Raw genomic sequence first — 15,367 nt, 5'->3', positions numbered from 1 at the left:
ATGGCCAGGCATTGCTGGCCATCAAATCGGTCTACCGAGTGTTGGGAAAGTCCCGCATTGGCGGGACTTGATCAGTGGACTGCGGCGACACGTCAGGGTTCTGTTTTACTGTGTTGATGCCCACAAGAAACGACTAGACAGGCGCCTGAATGCGCCTTTCTTGAGGCCTCGTCATCAGGTCACCCTGGCCTGGGTAACGCGGTCCACCAGATAGACTAGTCCGTGGTAGTCGATTCCGCCGTGTTGTGTCAGGCCAATCTCGCAGGTACGGCTGGTGGAAATCCCCTCGCTGCACTGCTGCACCGCATCCTTGAGCGTGCGCAGCGAATGGGCGTTCAGCTCCGGCGTGGTGAAGCCCTTGTCGCCGGCAAAGCCGCAGCAGTGAATACCTTCGGGAATGACCACGTTTTTGCTGCACTTGCGCGCCAGGTCGATCAACGCCTGGCTTTCCCCGAGGTGTTGGGTGCTGCAGGTTACGTGCACGGCAATCGGCGCCTCCTGAGGCGTGAAGTCCAGGCGATCCATCAGGTGTGTGCGGATGAAGCGCACCGGGTCGTACAGGTCCAAACGGACTTCCCCGAGGTCTTGAACCAGGCGCAAGGTGCAGGGGCTGGTGTCGCAGTAGATCGGGTCGAGCCCGCCACGGCTGGCGTGGAGCAGGGCGCCGATCAGTTCCTGTCGTTTGTGCTCGGCTTGCTCGGCGTAGCCTTTGGAGGCGAATGGCTGACCGCAGCACAGGTTGTCGAGGTTGTCCGGGAACACCACCTGGTAGCCGGCCTTTTCCAGCAGGCCTCGGGTCTTGTCGTGCAGCGACATTTGCTCCGTATCGCCCGCTGCCGGGCCCATGGCGCGGGATACGCAGGCCGCCAGATAGACCACGCGCGGGCGCGCGTCCGTCACCGTCGGGCTGAAGCGAATCGGCCGTTCAGGCTGAGGCATGGCGTTGGTCCATTGCGGGACCTGACCCTTGGACAGGCGCGTCAACGTCGCCGACAACTTCGCCAATCTCGGTGCCCCCAGCAACATCCGCGCACCATTGGCCACGTGCAGGGTGAAGCGTGCACCTTGCAGTGCCGTGGCGAAATGTCCTTCAAGCCAGTTAGCGGTTTTCGTATGCGTCGCCTTCCGGCTGCGCAGCTTTTTCACCAGCTCGCCGGTATTGATGCCTACAGGGCAACGTTGTGCGCACAGGCCGGTGGCGGCGCAGGTATCGATGCCTTGATAGTCGAAGGCGGCTTCGAGTTCGGACGTATCGATGCCCGCGCGTTTCTTCGCCTGAATGTCGCGCCAGATCACGATGCGCTGACGCGGGCTCAGGGTCAGGCCTTTTGACGGGCAGACCGGTTCGCAGAAGCCGCATTCGATGCACTTGTCCACAATCTCGTCAGCAGCGGGCAAGGGCTTGAGGTGCTTGAGGTGGATCTGTGGATCTTCGCTGAGCACCACGTCCGGGTTGAGAATGCCATTGGGGTCGAGCAGTCGTTTGAGCTGCCACATCAACTGGTAGGCATCGCTGCCCCATTCCAGTTCAACGAACGGCGCCATGTTGCGTCCGGTGCCGTGTTCAGCCTTCAGCGAACCGCCGAACTCCACCGCCACCAGTTGCGCCACATCGTCCATGAACGCCTGATAGCGTGCGACTTCTTCCGGGCTGTTGAAGCCTTGGGTGAAGACGAAGTGCAGATTGCCTTCCAGGGCGTGTCCGAAAAGGATCGCTTCGTCGTAGTGATGTTTGTCGAACAGCTCGATCAGGCGGTTGACGCCGATGGCCAGTTGTTCGACCGGGAAGGTGACGTCTTCGATGATCACCGTGGTGCCGGTCTTGCGCACGGCGCCGACGGCGGGGAAGGTGTCCTTGCGGATGGCCCAGAGCCGGGCGTTTTCTTGCGGGTCTTCGGTGAAGTCGACCTGCTTTTCTACCGGGAACGCCTTGAGCGACGCCATGATCTGCGCCAGTTGCTCGTGCAGCAAAGTGGACGACGCGGCGCGGGATTCGATCAGCAAGGCGCAGGCATTGTTCGACAGATGTTGTACGAAAGCGGGCATGCCGGGTTTGTTCTGTACCGAGCGCAGGCTGCGCCGGTCCAGCAGTTCCACGGCCGACACCGGTTGGCTTTTCAACACGGTGACCGCATTGCAGCAGGTCTCGACATCCGGGAACACAATCAGGGCCGAGGCTTTATTCGGATGGTCGATCACCGTGTCGTAGGTCACCGCACTGATGAACCCGAGCGTGCCCTCGGAGCCCACCAGCAAGTGGCTCAAGATATCCACAGGCTCGTCGAAATCCACCAGGGCATTGAGCGACAGGCCGGTGGTATTTTTCAGACGGTATTTGTGGCGAATTTTCGCAGCCAGCTCGGCGTTTGCCCGGGTCTCGCGGCCCAGAATCGCCAAGCGCTCCAGCAGCGCGGCGTGGCTTTGGTGAAACGCCGTGACGCTGGCGGCATCCTCGGTGTCGAGACGACTGCCATCGGCCAGCACCAGACGAATGCCGGCCAGGGTGTGATAGGTGTTTTGCGCGGTGCCACAGCACATGCCGCTGGCATTGTTGGCGACGATCCCGCCGATCTTGCAGGCGTTGATCGAGGCCGGGTCCGGACCGATCTTGCGTCCGAACGGTGCCAGCCAGGCGTTGGCCTGGGCGCCGATCACCCCCGGTTGCAGGCGGATTTGCGTGCCTTGGCCGCGGATCTCACGACCGTTCCAGTTATCCCCCAGCACGATCAGTACCGAGTCGCTGATCGCTTGGCCGGACAGACTGGTACCGGCGGCGCGGAAAGTCACCGGCACCTGATCCCGTTGCGCCAGTTGCAGCAGTGCCACCACTTCGTCTTCGGACTCGACGCGGATCACCAGTTGTGGAATCAAACGATAGAAACTGGCATCGGTGCCGAAGGCCAGGGTCGACAGAGGGTCGTCGAAACGTCGCTCTTGGGGAATCAGTTGCTGTGCGTCACGCAGGAAAGCGGCCGGTAGACTCATTGGTCCTCCAGGATCAGTACCACCAGGTCTTTTGGACCGTGTGCGCCGTACGCCAGCACTTGCTCGATGTCGGCGGTCTTCGACGGGCCAGACACCAGCAACGCGTTGGTCGGCATGCCCTGGGCCCATTCGAATTCCTGTTGCACCTGATAGAAGTTGTCGCGGATTTCACTGGCCTTGAGCAGGGCGAAATGCACCGGTGGCGCCAGGCTCATCAGGCGCGGTTCTTCCCGGGTCGGCCAGAGAATAAGGCTGCCCGTGGCAGCGATGGCGCCGAGGGTTCCAGTGATGCTCGCCGGGGTGTCGTTGAACAGCTCGGCTTTCCATTCTTCAACGGGACGGTCGTAGGCTTTCAGCATTGGCAGGCCGGGACTATTCGCCCAGTGCTGCGTGATCCGTTGACCGTGGGGCGTTGTCGGTGCGATCAGCAGGCTTGGCAACTGGCGGTCCTGCAGCAACTGCGCGAGTAGCGTCGGCCACTCTTGGCCGGACGTCAGATGAATTTCCGTGTGCACCGCTTCCATCAATTTGCGCAGCTGCGCAATGCGCTGCTCTGGCGCGTAGGTGTAAGGCTGGGTCACCAGATCGACATCGAAGTTGTCGGCCACCGGCGTTGTGCCTGTCAGGCTTTTACGCAGTTTGGCGAGGATATTTTGTTTGGCGCTCATCGGCGGTCTCCCTGTTTGGCCAAATGTTCGCGGGCCATGTCATGCAATGAGCGGGCAGCGGGTTTTGGTGCGCTGTGGTTTTGCGTCCACGGGCCGACATTGCTCGGCGTAAGGGCGCGCAAACGGGTGGCAAAGAAACCGAACAGGCGATAGAGCGTCGGCGAACTGTTGAGCTTGGCCCAGGCGTTCCAGATGAACCGCTCCTTGCGCGAATACTTGCTGCCCTGGCCGCGCATCACTTGATGGGGGCTGTCCGGGGCCTTGACGTTTTCTTCCCGCAGGCGCCGCAGCAAAGCAGGGATCGGGATTTTCACCGGGCAGACTTCACCGCAGGCGCCGCACAGCGACGAGGCGCTCGGGTGATCCGGGACTTTCGCCAGGCCGACCATGTGCGGGGTGATGATTTTTCCGATAGGCCCGGGGTAAACCTCCCCATAGGCATGACCGCCGATTCGGGTGTACACCGGGCAATGATTCATACAGGCGCCGCAGCGAATGCAGTTCAGGGTCTGGCGCAATTCGCTGTCGGCAAAGGCCTGGCTGCGGCCGTTATCGAGCAGTACGAGGTGCACTTCCTGTGGGCCGTCGAGTTCATGTTCCTTGCGTGGACCGGAGATCATGTTGACGTAGGTGGTGATCGGAATGCCCAAGGCTGAACGGGTCAGCAGCGACAGCAACGGCACCACATCACGCAGGTTTTCCACGACTTTTTCGATACCGGTGACGGCGATGTGCACGGGTGGCACCGTGGTGGTCATGCGACCGTTGCCTTCGTTTTCCACCAGCAGCAGGGTGCCGGTTTCGGCCACGGCGAAGTTGACACCGGAGACGCCGATGTCCGCTTCGAAGAATTTCTGCCGCAGGACTCTGCGACCGATCTGAATGAGTTGGTCTACGTCCTTGGTGTATTCCACGCCAAGTTTGTCGTGGAACAAGGACGCGACCTGACCGGCGTTCTTGTGGATTGCCGGCATGATTATGTGTGAAGGCTTCTCGTGGTCGAGCTGGACGATGTACTCGCCCATGTCCGATTCCAGGCATTCAATGCCCTGTTCAGCGAGGACATGGTTCATCTCCATCTCTTCGCTGACCATCGATTTGCCCTTGATCACTTGCCGCCCCTCGTGAGCGCGGATGATCGAGAGGACGATGCCATTGGCCTCGTCCACCGTTTCCGCCCAGTGCACTGTCACACCGTTGCGGGTCAGGTTCTGTTCCAGTTGCTCGAGCAGGTCGGGCAACTTGGAGAGCGCGCGGGCACGGATTGCATTGCCCAGTGCGCGCAAGTGTTCTCTTTCATGGGCATCGCTGAAAGCGGCTGCCCGTTTGGTCATCAGTGAATCCATCGCCTTGCGAAAGTTGCTTCGCAATTGCGGGTCACCCAGTGCGTTGTGAGCGCGGGTGCGGAAATCTTCTTCTACGGCAACCGTAGGAATAATCGTCGAGGTGCTCATTTCACACCTCCGGTTCGCTGCCAGAGGAAGCTGGCCAGATGCTGACCGCGCAACGCTTCCTGTTGTTTTTCCAGCGAGCCGTTGATGTTCATCAAACAGCCGCAGTCGGCACTCAATACCTTGTGCGCGCCGGACTCCTTCAACGCCCGGGTCTTGTCAGCCACCATCGCGCCGGAAATGTCTGGCATACGGACGCTGAATGTCCCACCAAAGCCACAGCATTCACTTTCGTGATCGTGGTTGACCCGCTCCACATTGCTCAACTGCGCCAACAACTCGCGGCCGTGCAGGTGGGTGTTCATTTCACGGCGTGCCGAGCACGAGGTGTGCAGCGCCACTTTCACGGGCTCGCCGCCGTCCTTGAGCTGCACCTTGCAGACAAACAACAGGAACTCGGCCAGCTCGTAGGTTCTGGCCGCCAGGGCCTGGACCTGTTTCAACGTGTCCGGCTCGTCCTTGAACAAGTCGGCGTAATGTTCGCGCAGCATGCCTGCGCAAGAGCCTGAGGGCACTACCACCGGATAGTCGCCGGCAAACAGCGCCAGTTGCGAGCGCGCCACGGTCCGAGCCTGTTCGGTGTAACCCGAGGTGTAGGCTGGTTGGCCGCAGCAGCTTTGCCCTTGCGGGTACTCGACACGAATGCCTTCGCGCTCCAGCAGGTGGATCGCATCCATCCCGGCTTCCGGGTAGAACAAATCGACCACGCAGGTCCCGAACAGGTAGACCCGTGACGGTTTCTCGCTGGGGTACTGCCGAGGCTCGGGCAGTGGCGGGGCGACACGGGTCGCATTCGGCACGGCGTTGTAAAAAAGCTCGCTCATCAGGCGGTCTCCGGGTGGTCCCGGTTATTCGTCTGTTGAGGCTGCTGAATATAGAGCCGGTAGCTTTCAGCAGCCTTACAGACCGGGGTGTGAATAGCGGACGCCGGGGGCGTGGCCCGGCGTCGGTTTTTATCGTGTTGCTTGTAGCCCTTAGTGCACCAGCATGCCGGTGAACCAGTAGGCCTGGGCCAACGTGATCAAGCCGACAATCGTTGCAAAGAATAGGCTGTGCTTGAGCGTGAAGCGGAACAGATCCGATTCTTTGCCCACCAGGCCGGTCGCGGCACAAGCCACGGCGATCGATTGTGGCGAGATCATCTTGCCGGTCACGCCACCACTGGTGTTCGCCGCCACCAGCAAGGTGTCGTTGACACCGATCTGATGCGCAGTGGTCGCTTGCAGCGAACTGAACAGGGCGTTGGACGAGGTATCGGAGCCAGTGAGGAATACGCCCAGCCAGCCGAGGAACGGCGAGAAGAACGGGAACGCTGCACCGGTGCCTGCCAACACCAGGGCCATGGTCGAAGACATGCCCGAGTAGTTGGTGACGAAGGCAAACGCCAGCACCATGCCGATGGACAGGATCGGCCAGCGCAGTTCGTAGAAGGTCTCTTTAAAAGTGGTCAGACCAGTTTTGATATTGATCTTCAGCACCAGCATGGAGATCAGCGCCGAGAAGAAAATCGCCGTGCCGGTGGCGGAAATCGGGTCCAGTTTGAACACTGCCGGAAGGGCGGTTGGCGCGACTACGATCGGTGCGACCTTGATCACCATCTGGTCCAGGTGCGGGATGGCGAAGTTGAATACGAAGCTGTACATCGAACCGCCGGCGGCGAACATCGCCTTGAACGGCTTCAGGGTCCAGATGGTGACCAGTACGGTCAGGATCAGGAACGGCGACCATGCCTTGAAGATTTCCCCAAGGCTGTAGGGCGAAGCCACGGTGGTGCGCTTCTGACCGAAACCACCGACGCTGGCGCTTACCACTGAGGCCGAGACAGCGCCGACGATGTGTTGGCCGGCGGCGCGTTTTGGTTGCCAGACTTTCAGGAACAGGGTCAGGGAAATCAGGCTGGCCAGGGCCGAGGTGATGTCCGGCAGTTCCGGGCCGATGAAGTTCGAGGTGAAGTACTGGGTGACGGCAAAGCTCAAGCCGGCCACCAGCGCTGCCGGCCACGTTTCCCGCACGCCGCGCAGGCCGTCCATCATGAACACCAGCCAGAACGGCACGAACAGCGACAGCAGCGGCAGTTGGCGGCCGGTCATGGCGCCGATCTTGAACGCGTCGATACCGGTCACTTGCCCGGCAACGATGATCGGAATGCCCAGGGCGCCGAAGGCCACCGGCGCGGTGTTGGCGATCAGGCACAGGCCGGCGGCGTACAGCGGGTTGAAGCCAAGTCCTACCAGCAGCGCAGCGGTAATCGCCACGGGTGCGCCAAAACCGGCTGCACCTTCGAGGAAGGCGCCGAAGCAGAAACCGATCAGCAGAACCTGCAGGCGCTGGTCATCGGTGATCGACAGAACCGAACTGCGGATGACTTCAAACTGCCCGCTCTTGACCGTCAGTTTGTAGAGGAACACCGCTGCCACGATGATCCAGGCGATCGGCCACAGGCCATAAGCGAAGCCATACCCGGCGGCGGCGAACGCCATATCGACCGGCATCTGGAAGGCGAAGATCGCCACCAGGATCGACAAGGCCAGGGTGATGCTGCCGGCCACATGTCCTTTGAGGCGGAACACGGCCAAAGCCAGGAAGAAAAATACGATGGGGATGACGGCGGCGAGTGCGGACAAGCCGAGGCTGCCAAGCGGGGTATAGAGCTGTTGCCAGGTTTGCATATGGGGTGGCCCCTAATTGTTGTTGGTCAGGCACTGATCAGCGTTCTTGGATAATTGGTAAGACCAATTTACAATCGCTGTTGGCTAGGGTAAAAGCCTTGTAGGCGGTGTGTCAATTTGCCGCCCTAAAACTTTTGTCGAATGCAAAGTCCGCAGGTCGCCTGCCTGGTAAGACCAAATGCGTTGTGGCAGGTGCTGGCGCGGCGCCGATAGGCCAGAATAGAGCCCCGGCGAGCCGTCGGATCGTGGAGTAATCGAGTTATGGGGTTTGATCAGATTCGTCAGCGCCGTTTGTCTGACGATATTGTCGAGCAGCTTGAGGGCATGATCCTCGAGGGCACGCTGAAAGCGGGTGAGCGCTTGCCGGCCGAACGTGCGTTGGCCGAACAATTTGGCGTGTCACGCCCTTCATTGCGCGAAGCCATTCAGAAGCTGACCGCCAAGGGCCTGCTGGTCAGTCGCCAGGGCGGCGGCAACTATGTGGTGGAGTCGCTGGGTAGCACCTTCAGCGATCCCTTGTTGCAGCTGCTGGAAAGCAACCCCGAGGCACAGCGCGATCTGCTGGAGTTTCGGCATACGCTGGAAGCGTCTTGCGCCTACTACGCGGCGTTGCGTGCCACCGATGTGGATCGCGAGCGACTGACCGCGGCATTCAACGAGTTACAGGACTGCTATTCGCGTCACGAAGAGGTGAGTCGTGCCGAAGAGGGGGCGGCGGACGCAAGGTTTCACCTGGCGATCGCCGAGGCCAGCCACAATGCTGTGTTGCTACACACCATTCGCGGGCTGTTCGACCTGCTCAAGCGCAACGTGGTGACCAACATCGGTGGCATGTACAAGCAGCGCACTGAAACCCGCGACATGCTGATCACGCAGCATCGGGAGTTGTATCAGGCGATTATCGAAGGGCGGGCGGAGCAGGCGCGGGAGGTTTCCAGTCGACACATTCTGTATGTGCAGGAGGTACTGGAGGAGGTGCGTCAGGAAGTGCAGCGCGTGGCCCGGGCGGAACGGCGCAAGGGGATGTAGCCAGTCGGCTCCATATCATTTGTGAGGTTGCTTTCGCGGGCAAGCTCGCTCCCACAGGTACACCGAAACCCTGTGGGCGCGGGCTTGCCCGCGAAGGGGCCTCAAGGCGAAAGAGTCAGTCTTCCTTGCCCTTGTTGCGCACCGCACGCTGCAACTCGCGACCGGCGTCGCGTTCGCGCTCGGTATCGCGCTTGTCGTATTCCTTCTTGCCCTTGCCCAGAGCGATCTCGCACTTGACCATGTGCTTGCTCCAGTACCAGGACAGGCATACGCAGGCGTAACCCTTTTGCTGCACGGCCGCGGCCAGCTTTTCCAGCTCGCGCCGGTTGAGCAGCAATTTACGGGTGCGCACCGGATCGGCAATGACGTGGGTACTGGCGGTCGTCAGGGGCGTAATGTGGCTGCCAAGCAGCCAGGCTTCGCCATCCTTGAGCAGTACGTAGCTGTCAACCAACTGCAGTTTGCTTGCCCGCAGACTTTTTACTTCCCAGCCGGCCAGGACCAGACCAGCCTCGAAACGATGTTCGATGAAGTAATCGTGTCGCGCCTTTTTGTTTTGCGCGATGGTCCCTGTTGGGTGTTTCTTCTGTTTAGCCATAGGGGCGGCATTATAGGGAGTTGCACGCGAGTCGGCTACGGTGTTGCTACGTGCTTGAGCAGGTTGATTGAATCCCGGACAATGCGGCCTCTTTTTTGAACGCTTGGGCGTGATAACGATGTCGACAGACAAGGTTTCTGTCCACGGCAGTTGGGCTAGCCGCTGGGTCTTCATACTCGCCGCGACCGGTTCGGCCGTGGGGCTGGGTAGTATCTGGAAATTCCCGTACATGGTCGGCGTCTATGGCGGCGGCGCCTTCGTGCTGATGTTCCTGGCCTGTATCGCATTGATCGGCGTGCCGGTCATGCTGGCGGAAACCCTGATCGGCCGACGTGCCCGGCAGAGTCCGGCCAATGCCTTGAAGATGCTGGCGGTCGAGGTGGGGCACTCGGCCAAATGGTCCTGGGGCGCGTTTGCCGGGATGATCACGGCATTGCTGATCCTGTCGTTCTACAGTGTGGTTGGCGGCTGGTCGCTGGACTACATCATCGACATGGGGCGTGGCGACTTCCAGGGCGCGACGCCTGATCAAGTGGGGGCTTACTTCGGCAATGTGATCGCCGATCCCTGGCGCCTGACACTTTGGCACACGATTTTCATGCTGTTGTCAGCGGTGGTGATCGCCAAGGGCGTGGTTGCCGGGCTTGAACGCAGCTTGCGAATCATGATGCCGTTGTTGTTCGTGATGATCCTCGTGTTGCTGGGCTACAGCATGACCACCGGGCATTTCATGGAGGGCGTGCATTTCATGTTCGACTTCCACCCGGAAAAGGTCATGGACGGCTTGTTGCCCGCGATGGGGCATGCGTTCTTTTCCCTTAGCGTGGGCGTTGGCTCGATCATGATCTACGGTGCGTACATGCCGAAGAACTCATCGATTTCAGGGACGGTTGTCGGCGTGGCGCTGCTCGACACCTTCGTTTCCCTGGTGGCCGGCCTGGCGTTGTTTCCGATTGTTTTCGCGGCGGGCCTGAATCCGAGCGAAGGGCCGGGGCTGATGTTCGTCAGCCTGCCGTTTGCCTTCGGTAACGTAGCGTTCGGGCAATTGATGGGGGTTGTGTTCTTCGTGCTGGTGGCGGTCGCTGCCTGGAGTTCGGCGATTTCCCTGCTGGAACCGATGGTGGCTTACCTGGTCGAGCGCACTAAAGTGAGTCGTGCCTGGGTCACCTTCTGGCTGGCGTTCAGCTGCTGGTTTGTCGGCCTGGGTACGGTGTTCTCCTTCAATATCTGGAAGGAGGCCAAGTTCTTCGTGAACGAAGGCGGGATGTTCCACCTCTACCAATGGGGAGCGACCGGTGGCCTCGACTTCTTTGGCGTGATCGATTTCTTCACCTCGCGACTCATGCTGCCGCTTGGCGGTTTGTGTTTCGTGGTGTTTGCGGGCTGGATCATGGGGCGTGAAGCGGTGCGCGACGAGTTGTCGATCCGTAACCCTGCGCTGTTTGGCCTGTCCTTGTTCTTGATGCGCTATGTGGCGCCCATCGGCATTCTCGTAGTGTTTGCCGCCCAGCTGTGGAAGTGACGCTGACATGACGACACACATTTCACGTTCGGCCTTGCTGCCGTACCCGGCGCAAGCGCTGTATGACCTGGTCAACGACGTGGCGCGCTATCCGGAGTTTCTGCCGTGGTGCTCGTCCGCCGAAGTCCTGGAGAGCTCACCTGAGCATATGCGGGCGAGTGTCGGCGTGGCGAAGGGTGGCCTCAGTCAGCATTTCGTGACGCGCAACACGTTGATTCCGGGGCAGTCGATCGAAATGAACCTCGAAGAGGGTCCTTTCACCCAATTGCATGGCATCTGGGTATTCAAGGCGCTGACCGACAAAGCCTGCAAGATCAGCCTCGATCTGTCATTCGATTATGCCGGGCCGCTGGTTCGCGCCACCTTGGGGCCGCTGTTCAATCAGGCGGCCAACACTTTGGTGGATGCGTTCTGCCAGCGCGCCAAGCAGATACATGGTTGAGGTCATGATTGAAGTCGAGGTGGTCTACGCGGCCGTAGACCGTCAGGTGCTGCTGACAGTGGCCGTACCTGTCGGAACGACCGTGCGGGCGGCCTTGCTCAGGTCGGCCGTGGCTGAAGAATTTCCGGAGCTGGATCTGACCCATTGCCCTGTGGGGATCTTCGGCAAGGTGGTCGCTGACCCGGAGAGTCGGGTAGTCCAGGCCGGGGATCGCATCGAGATTTACCGCCCGTTGCTGGCCGATCCGAAAGAGGTGCGCCGACTGCGCGCGGCGAAAGCTGCCGAGGCCAAAGCGCGGAATCAGTGAGTGGCTTGAACGCCAGACAATAAAAAGCCCGGGCATGCCGGGCTTTTTATTGCGTCGCAAATTATTGCGGCGAGGTGTCCAGTGGCTCCGGCGTCGGGACCGGAACGGTTTCTACGCCGTCGACGTCCTTCTGGATCTGATCCAGCAACGAACCTGGCTTGACCGGTTTTTCCGGTTTTGGCTTCTCGACGTTTTCTGCCGGGGCAGCCACTGTCGTGCCGCTGTCCTTGCCGAGAATGGCTTCGTCACGGCTCACGCCTGGCATGAAATCACCAGAGAGGCTGACAAGCTGATCATTTGGGTTGAAGATAACGCTAATGCGTTCCTGTTGGCGTTCACCGCCACCCGGTTGCAGGCTGTACAGATAATCCCAGCGATCGGCATGGAACGTGTCAGTCAGCAGAGGGTTGCCCATGATAAACCGTACTTGCTTACGGGTCATTCCCGGGCGTAACTGGTCTATCATGTCCTGCGTGACGACATTGCCCTGCTGGATGTCGATTTTGTAAACCCCGGGGAATGAACAACCGGCGAGTGCGAGCAGTCCCACAAAGGTGAAACTGGTTAGCAAGAGCTTGGTGTTTTGCATCGGTGGGCGACTTCCACTATCTTGGCTGGGACAACGTAAACGCCGATCATACCCGCATTAAGAGAAGCTGCGAAGCAGCATCGCGAGAAAGCTGACCATGGTTGAAAATAGCGAACTACGCAAAGCCGGCCTCAAAGTGACCCTGCCACGGGTCAAAATTCTGCAAATGCTCGATTCCGCCGAGCAGCGCCACATGAGTGCCGAGGATGTCTACAAGGCCCTTATGGAGGCTGGTGAGGACGTCGGTCTGGCCACGGTTTACCGTGTTCTGACCCAGTTCGAGGCAGCTGGCCTTGTGGTGCGGCACAACTTCGACGGAGGCCATGCGGTCTTCGAACTGGACGACGGAAAGCATCACGACCATATGGTCAACGTCGAAACCAGCGAAGTGATCGAATTCTTCGACGAAGAAATCGAGCGGCTTCAGAAAGCAATCGTCGACAAGTATGGCTTCGAGATGGTTGATCACAATCTGGTGCTGTACGTGCGCAAGAAAAAGTAAGCATGTCGCGCGAACATTCAGTTCGCGAAACGAACGAAGGCGACCCCAGGGTCGCCTTCGTGCTTTCTGCCTTTATTCAAGCTTTTGCGGCCACCACCATTTTTTTGGCATGCGCCAGGGATTCCTTGGTGAGGTCGATGCCGCCCAGCATCCGTGCGACTTCTTCGACGCGGTCGTTTTTGCTCAATCTGGAAACGGCCGTGCGGGTGGCATCTTCGCCGCGCACTTTATGCACAAATAGATGTTGATGGCCTTGCGCTGCCACTTGCGGCAAGTGGGTCACGGTCAGTACCTGCCCGCGCTCGCCGAGGCGACGCAACAGCTGGCCGACGATTTCTGCAGTCGGACCACCGATACCAACGTCCACTTCGTCGAACACTAGAGTGGGAACGCGAGATGTCTGCGCGGTGATCACCTGGATCGCCAGGCTGATCCGTGACAGCTCGCCTCCGGATGCAACTTTTGCCAAGGCTTTCAATGGTTGGCCCGGGTTGGCGCTGACCAGTAGTTCAACCTGTTCAAGTCCGTTAGGTAGTAGCTCGTCGCTACTGTTTGGGCGCAGCTCGATGGTGAAGCGCCCGCCAGGCATGCCCAGGCGCTGGATCTCCTGTTCCACGGCGCTGGCCAGGCTACTCGAGGCTTGATGACGCAGGTCGCTCAGTTCCCGAGCCTTTTCCTGATAATGGCGAGCGTATGAAGACAGCTCGTCGCTCAGTCTCTCGATGGATTCGTCGTTGGCGTTGAGGGTTTCGATTTCATCCAGCAGTTTCTGCTGCATCTCGGCAACTTCGGTCGGCTGGATGCGGTGTTTGCGCGCCAGGGTGTAGATCGCGTCGAGGCGTTCTTCGAGGTATTGAAGGCGCGACGGATCGGCGTCGAAGTTGTCGAGGAAGCGGTTCAGTTCACCCACGGCTTCTTCAACCTGGATCTGTGCACTGGTCAACAGGCTGCTGGCTTCGCCCAGCGCACCGATCGAGCTGTTCACGCTCGACAGGCGGTTGAGGCTGGCGGTCAGGGCGTTCAGTACATTCCCGGAATCACTTTCACTGCATTGCTCGACGACTTGCCGGCAGATCCCGAGCAAGGTCTCGGCGTTGGTCAGGTTCTTGTGTTCCTGCTCGAGCTGCTCCAGCTCGTTGTCGCCAAGGCCAAGGTTCTCCAGTTCTTCGAGTTGATAGCTGAGCAACTGATGGCGGGCGCGTTGCTCATCGCCGGAGTTGGAGAGTCGCTCCAGTTCCTGGCGGGTCTGGCGCCAACGCTGGGCGGCGAGCTGAACCTGGCGGGCAAGGTCGGTCGCGCCGGCATACTCATCGAGCAGGCGGCGGTGAGTATCGGTCTTGAGCAGGGATTGGTGTTCGTGCTGGCTGTGAATGTCGATCAGCAGCTCGCCCAGCGCCTTGAGGTCGCCAAGCGGGCAGGGCGTGCCGTTGATGTAGCCGCGCGAACGTCCTTCGGATGTGATGACCCGGCGCAGGATGCACGGGCCGTCGTTTTCGAGGTCGCGTTCGGCCAGCCAGGCGCTGGCTTCCGGAATGTCGACCAGATCGAAGGTGGCCAGGATATCGGCCTTGTCGGCGCCGGGGCGGACCACGCCGCTGTCGGCGCGATCACCCAGGGTAAGGCCCAGCGCGTCGAGCATGATCGACTTGCCCGCGCCGGTTTCTCCGGTGATCACGCTCATCCCGCGATCGAGTTCGAGATCGAGATGTTCAACGATGGCGTAGTTGTGTACGGACAGGTGCACCAGCATATGGGCCGCTCCCAGGTGTTAGGTCTGGTTATTTATACAGTGTTTTGTTTCGGGCTGACAATGCCCCTCGTTAGCTCGATTCGCTCGGACCGACGAAAGCCTTATCGCGACCGGGAATGACAAAGCAGTTGTTTTTTGTAGGGTTAATCGTCGACCCCCCTTGAAGCCGGATTTTGCGGCCCCATATAGCTGGGCAGACGCGCGAGTTGAGCTCGCGGACGAAATTGAAAGGAGAAATCTATGGCTGACGAACAGACAGTGGATACGCAAAACCCAGACGCCAACCAGGCGCCCGAGGCTTCGGGTGATGACCTGGCGGCTCGTGTACAAGTGCTCGAAGAGCAACTGGCAGGCGCTCAGGATCAGGCTTTGCGTGTAGCCGCCGATCTGCAGAACGTCCGCCGTCGCGCCGAGCAGGATGTGGAGAAGGCTCACAAGTTCGCGCTGGAAAAATTCGCCGGCGACCTGCTGCCGATCGTCGACAGCCTGGAGCGTGGCCTGGAACTGTCCAGCCCGGACGACGAAAGCATCCGTCCGATGCGCGAAGGCATCGAGCTGACCCTGAAAATGTTCCACGACACTCTCAAGCGTTATCAGCTTGAAGCGATCGATCCGCATGGCGAACCGTTCAACGCCGTTCAGCATCAGGCAATGGCCATGCAGGAAAGCGCAGATGTCGAGCCGAACAGCGTTCTGAAGGTGTTCCAGAAGGGCTATCAGCTCAATGGTCGCCTGTTGCGCCCGGCGATGGTCGTGGTCAGCAAGGCGCCTGCGCCGGTTTCGCCTTCGATTGACGAGCAGGCTTGAAATCCGCCGTAAGGCCCCCATTTATAAGTCAAGCGTTTAAGTGCTACC

The 15,367-nt window shown here is 59.9% G+C and carries 14 protein-coding genes; 6 read left to right on the top strand and 8 right to left on the bottom strand.

Annotated elements, in window-relative coordinates:
- Nucleotides 1-174 precede the first annotated feature (174 nt).
- From ABIE16_RS07630 to ABIE16_RS07610, 5 genes are all read right to left on the bottom strand, one after another.
- Nucleotides 175-2,985, bottom strand: coding sequence for an FAD-binding and (Fe-S)-binding domain-containing protein (locus ABIE16_RS07630; RefSeq protein ID WP_429520798.1), 2,811 nt, complete (start codon nt 2,983-2,985; stop codon nt 175-177).
- Nucleotides 2,982-3,653 (bottom strand): LutC/YkgG family protein, encoded by a 672-nt coding sequence (locus ABIE16_RS07625; protein WP_429520797.1) that lies wholly within the window; start codon nt 3,651-3,653, stop codon nt 2,982-2,984. Before ABIE16_RS07625 ends, ABIE16_RS07630 begins: the two co-directional genes overlap by 4 nt.
- Nucleotides 3,650-5,107 carry a LutB/LldF family L-lactate oxidation iron-sulfur protein gene (locus ABIE16_RS07620; RefSeq protein ID WP_090453019.1) on the bottom strand — a complete coding sequence of 486 codons (1,458 nt, stop codon included), beginning with the start codon at nt 5,105-5,107 and terminating at the stop codon, nt 3,650-3,652. Before ABIE16_RS07620 ends, ABIE16_RS07625 begins: the two co-directional genes overlap by 4 nt.
- Nucleotides 5,104-5,928 carry a (Fe-S)-binding protein gene (locus ABIE16_RS07615; protein WP_057716491.1) on the bottom strand — a complete coding sequence of 275 codons (825 nt, stop codon included), beginning with the start codon at nt 5,926-5,928 and terminating at the stop codon, nt 5,104-5,106. Before ABIE16_RS07615 ends, ABIE16_RS07620 begins: the two co-directional genes overlap by 4 nt.
- Before the next feature lie 150 nt (nt 5,929-6,078).
- Nucleotides 6,079-7,773: a lactate permease LctP family transporter gene (locus tag ABIE16_RS07610; protein WP_057716490.1), complete on the bottom strand. Its 1,695-nt coding sequence runs from the start codon at nt 7,771-7,773 to the stop codon at nt 6,079-6,081.
- Between the two features lie 261 nt (nt 7,774-8,034).
- Here ABIE16_RS07610 and ABIE16_RS07605 point away from each other — a divergent pair, with 261 nt between their 5' ends.
- Nucleotides 8,035-8,802 (top strand): GntR family transcriptional regulator, encoded by a 768-nt coding sequence (locus ABIE16_RS07605; RefSeq protein WP_218494878.1) that lies wholly within the window; start codon nt 8,035-8,037, stop codon nt 8,800-8,802.
- 115 nt (nt 8,803-8,917) lie between these two features.
- On the opposite strand, the gene smpB is transcribed toward ABIE16_RS07605, so the two are convergent.
- Nucleotides 8,918-9,400 carry an SsrA-binding protein SmpB gene (gene smpB, locus ABIE16_RS07600; RefSeq protein ID WP_008057382.1) on the bottom strand — a complete coding sequence of 161 codons (483 nt, stop codon included), beginning with the start codon at nt 9,398-9,400 and terminating at the stop codon, nt 8,918-8,920.
- Between the two features lie 118 nt (nt 9,401-9,518).
- Between smpB and ABIE16_RS07595 the strand changes: the two genes are divergently transcribed.
- The 3 genes from ABIE16_RS07595 to ABIE16_RS07585 are packed head-to-tail and all read left to right on the top strand — an operon-like array spanning nt 9,519 to nt 11,671.
- Entirely contained in the window at nt 9,519-10,922 is a 1,404-nt protein-coding gene (locus ABIE16_RS07595) for a sodium-dependent transporter (protein ID WP_429520796.1), read from the top strand.
- A 7-nt stretch (nt 10,923-10,929) separates the two neighbouring features.
- Entirely contained in the window at nt 10,930-11,364 is a 435-nt protein-coding gene (locus tag ABIE16_RS07590; RefSeq protein ID WP_057716487.1) for a type II toxin-antitoxin system RatA family toxin, read from the top strand.
- The gene (locus ABIE16_RS07585) at nt 11,357-11,671 is read left to right on the top strand and encodes an RnfH family protein (protein WP_150812841.1); all 315 of its coding nucleotides are present in this window, start codon (nt 11,357-11,359) and stop codon (nt 11,669-11,671) included. Before ABIE16_RS07590 ends, ABIE16_RS07585 begins: the two co-directional genes overlap by 8 nt.
- 61 nt (nt 11,672-11,732) lie before the next feature.
- Here ABIE16_RS07585 and ABIE16_RS07580 read toward each other — a convergent pair whose 3' ends face one another.
- A complete protein-coding gene (locus tag ABIE16_RS07580; protein ID WP_057716485.1) occupies nt 11,733-12,260 on the bottom strand; it encodes an outer membrane protein assembly factor BamE in 528 nt (175 codons plus the stop codon).
- Between the two features lie 97 nt (nt 12,261-12,357).
- Between ABIE16_RS07580 and fur the strand changes: the two genes are divergently transcribed.
- Nucleotides 12,358-12,762 carry a ferric iron uptake transcriptional regulator gene (gene fur / locus ABIE16_RS07575; RefSeq protein ID WP_003197684.1) on the top strand — a complete coding sequence of 135 codons (405 nt, stop codon included), beginning with the start codon at nt 12,358-12,360 and terminating at the stop codon, nt 12,760-12,762.
- Between the two features lie 76 nt (nt 12,763-12,838).
- On the opposite strand, the gene recN is transcribed toward fur, so the two are convergent.
- Entirely contained in the window at nt 12,839-14,512 is a 1,674-nt protein-coding gene (recN, locus tag ABIE16_RS07570) for a DNA repair protein RecN (RefSeq protein WP_057716484.1), read from the bottom strand.
- Between the two features lie 240 nt (nt 14,513-14,752).
- Here recN and grpE point away from each other — a divergent pair, with 240 nt between their 5' ends.
- Entirely contained in the window at nt 14,753-15,319 is a 567-nt protein-coding gene (gene grpE / locus ABIE16_RS07565; protein WP_015093431.1) for a nucleotide exchange factor GrpE, read from the top strand.
- The last annotated feature ends 48 nt before the right edge of the window (nt 15,320-15,367 follow it).

It is taken from the genome of Pseudomonas sp. 2725 (assembly GCF_050434585.1).
GTDB classification, from domain to species: domain Bacteria; phylum Pseudomonadota; class Gammaproteobacteria; order Pseudomonadales; family Pseudomonadaceae; genus Aquipseudomonas; species Aquipseudomonas jessenii.
Note: the sequence above shows the minus strand (reverse complement) of the source record. Positions and strands in the feature narration are given on the sequence as shown.

Excerpts from the sequence above, each read along its gene's own strand:
- ABIE16_RS07630 (WP_429520798.1), bottom strand. The coding sequence starts at position 2,985 with ATGAGTCTACCGGCCGCTTTCCTGCGTGACGCACAGCAACTGATTCCC.
- ABIE16_RS07625 (WP_429520797.1), bottom strand. The coding sequence starts at position 3,653 with ATGAGCGCCAAACAAAATATCCTCGCCAAACTGCGTAAAAGCCTGACA.
- ABIE16_RS07620 (WP_090453019.1), bottom strand. The coding sequence starts at position 5,107 with ATGAGCACCTCGACGATTATTCCTACGGTTGCCGTAGAAGAAGATTTC.
- ABIE16_RS07615 (WP_057716491.1), bottom strand. The coding sequence starts at position 5,928 with ATGAGCGAGCTTTTTTACAACGCCGTGCCGAATGCGACCCGTGTCGCC.
- ABIE16_RS07610 (WP_057716490.1), bottom strand. The coding sequence starts at position 7,773 with ATGCAAACCTGGCAACAGCTCTATACCCCGCTTGGCAGCCTCGGCTTG.
- ABIE16_RS07605 (WP_218494878.1), top strand. The coding sequence starts at position 8,035 with ATGGGGTTTGATCAGATTCGTCAGCGCCGTTTGTCTGACGATATTGTC.
- smpB (WP_008057382.1), bottom strand. The coding sequence starts at position 9,400 with ATGGCTAAACAGAAGAAACACCCAACAGGGACCATCGCGCAAAACAAA.
- ABIE16_RS07595 (WP_429520796.1), top strand. The coding sequence starts at position 9,519 with ATGTCGACAGACAAGGTTTCTGTCCACGGCAGTTGGGCTAGCCGCTGG.
- ABIE16_RS07590 (WP_057716487.1), top strand. The coding sequence starts at position 10,930 with ATGACGACACACATTTCACGTTCGGCCTTGCTGCCGTACCCGGCGCAA.
- ABIE16_RS07585 (WP_150812841.1), top strand. The coding sequence starts at position 11,357 with ATGGTTGAGGTCATGATTGAAGTCGAGGTGGTCTACGCGGCCGTAGAC.
- ABIE16_RS07580 (WP_057716485.1), bottom strand. The coding sequence starts at position 12,260 with ATGCAAAACACCAAGCTCTTGCTAACCAGTTTCACCTTTGTGGGACTG.
- fur (WP_003197684.1), top strand. The coding sequence starts at position 12,358 with ATGGTTGAAAATAGCGAACTACGCAAAGCCGGCCTCAAAGTGACCCTG.
- recN (WP_057716484.1), bottom strand. The coding sequence starts at position 14,512 with ATGCTGGTGCACCTGTCCGTACACAACTACGCCATCGTTGAACATCTC.
- grpE (WP_015093431.1), top strand. The coding sequence starts at position 14,753 with ATGGCTGACGAACAGACAGTGGATACGCAAAACCCAGACGCCAACCAG.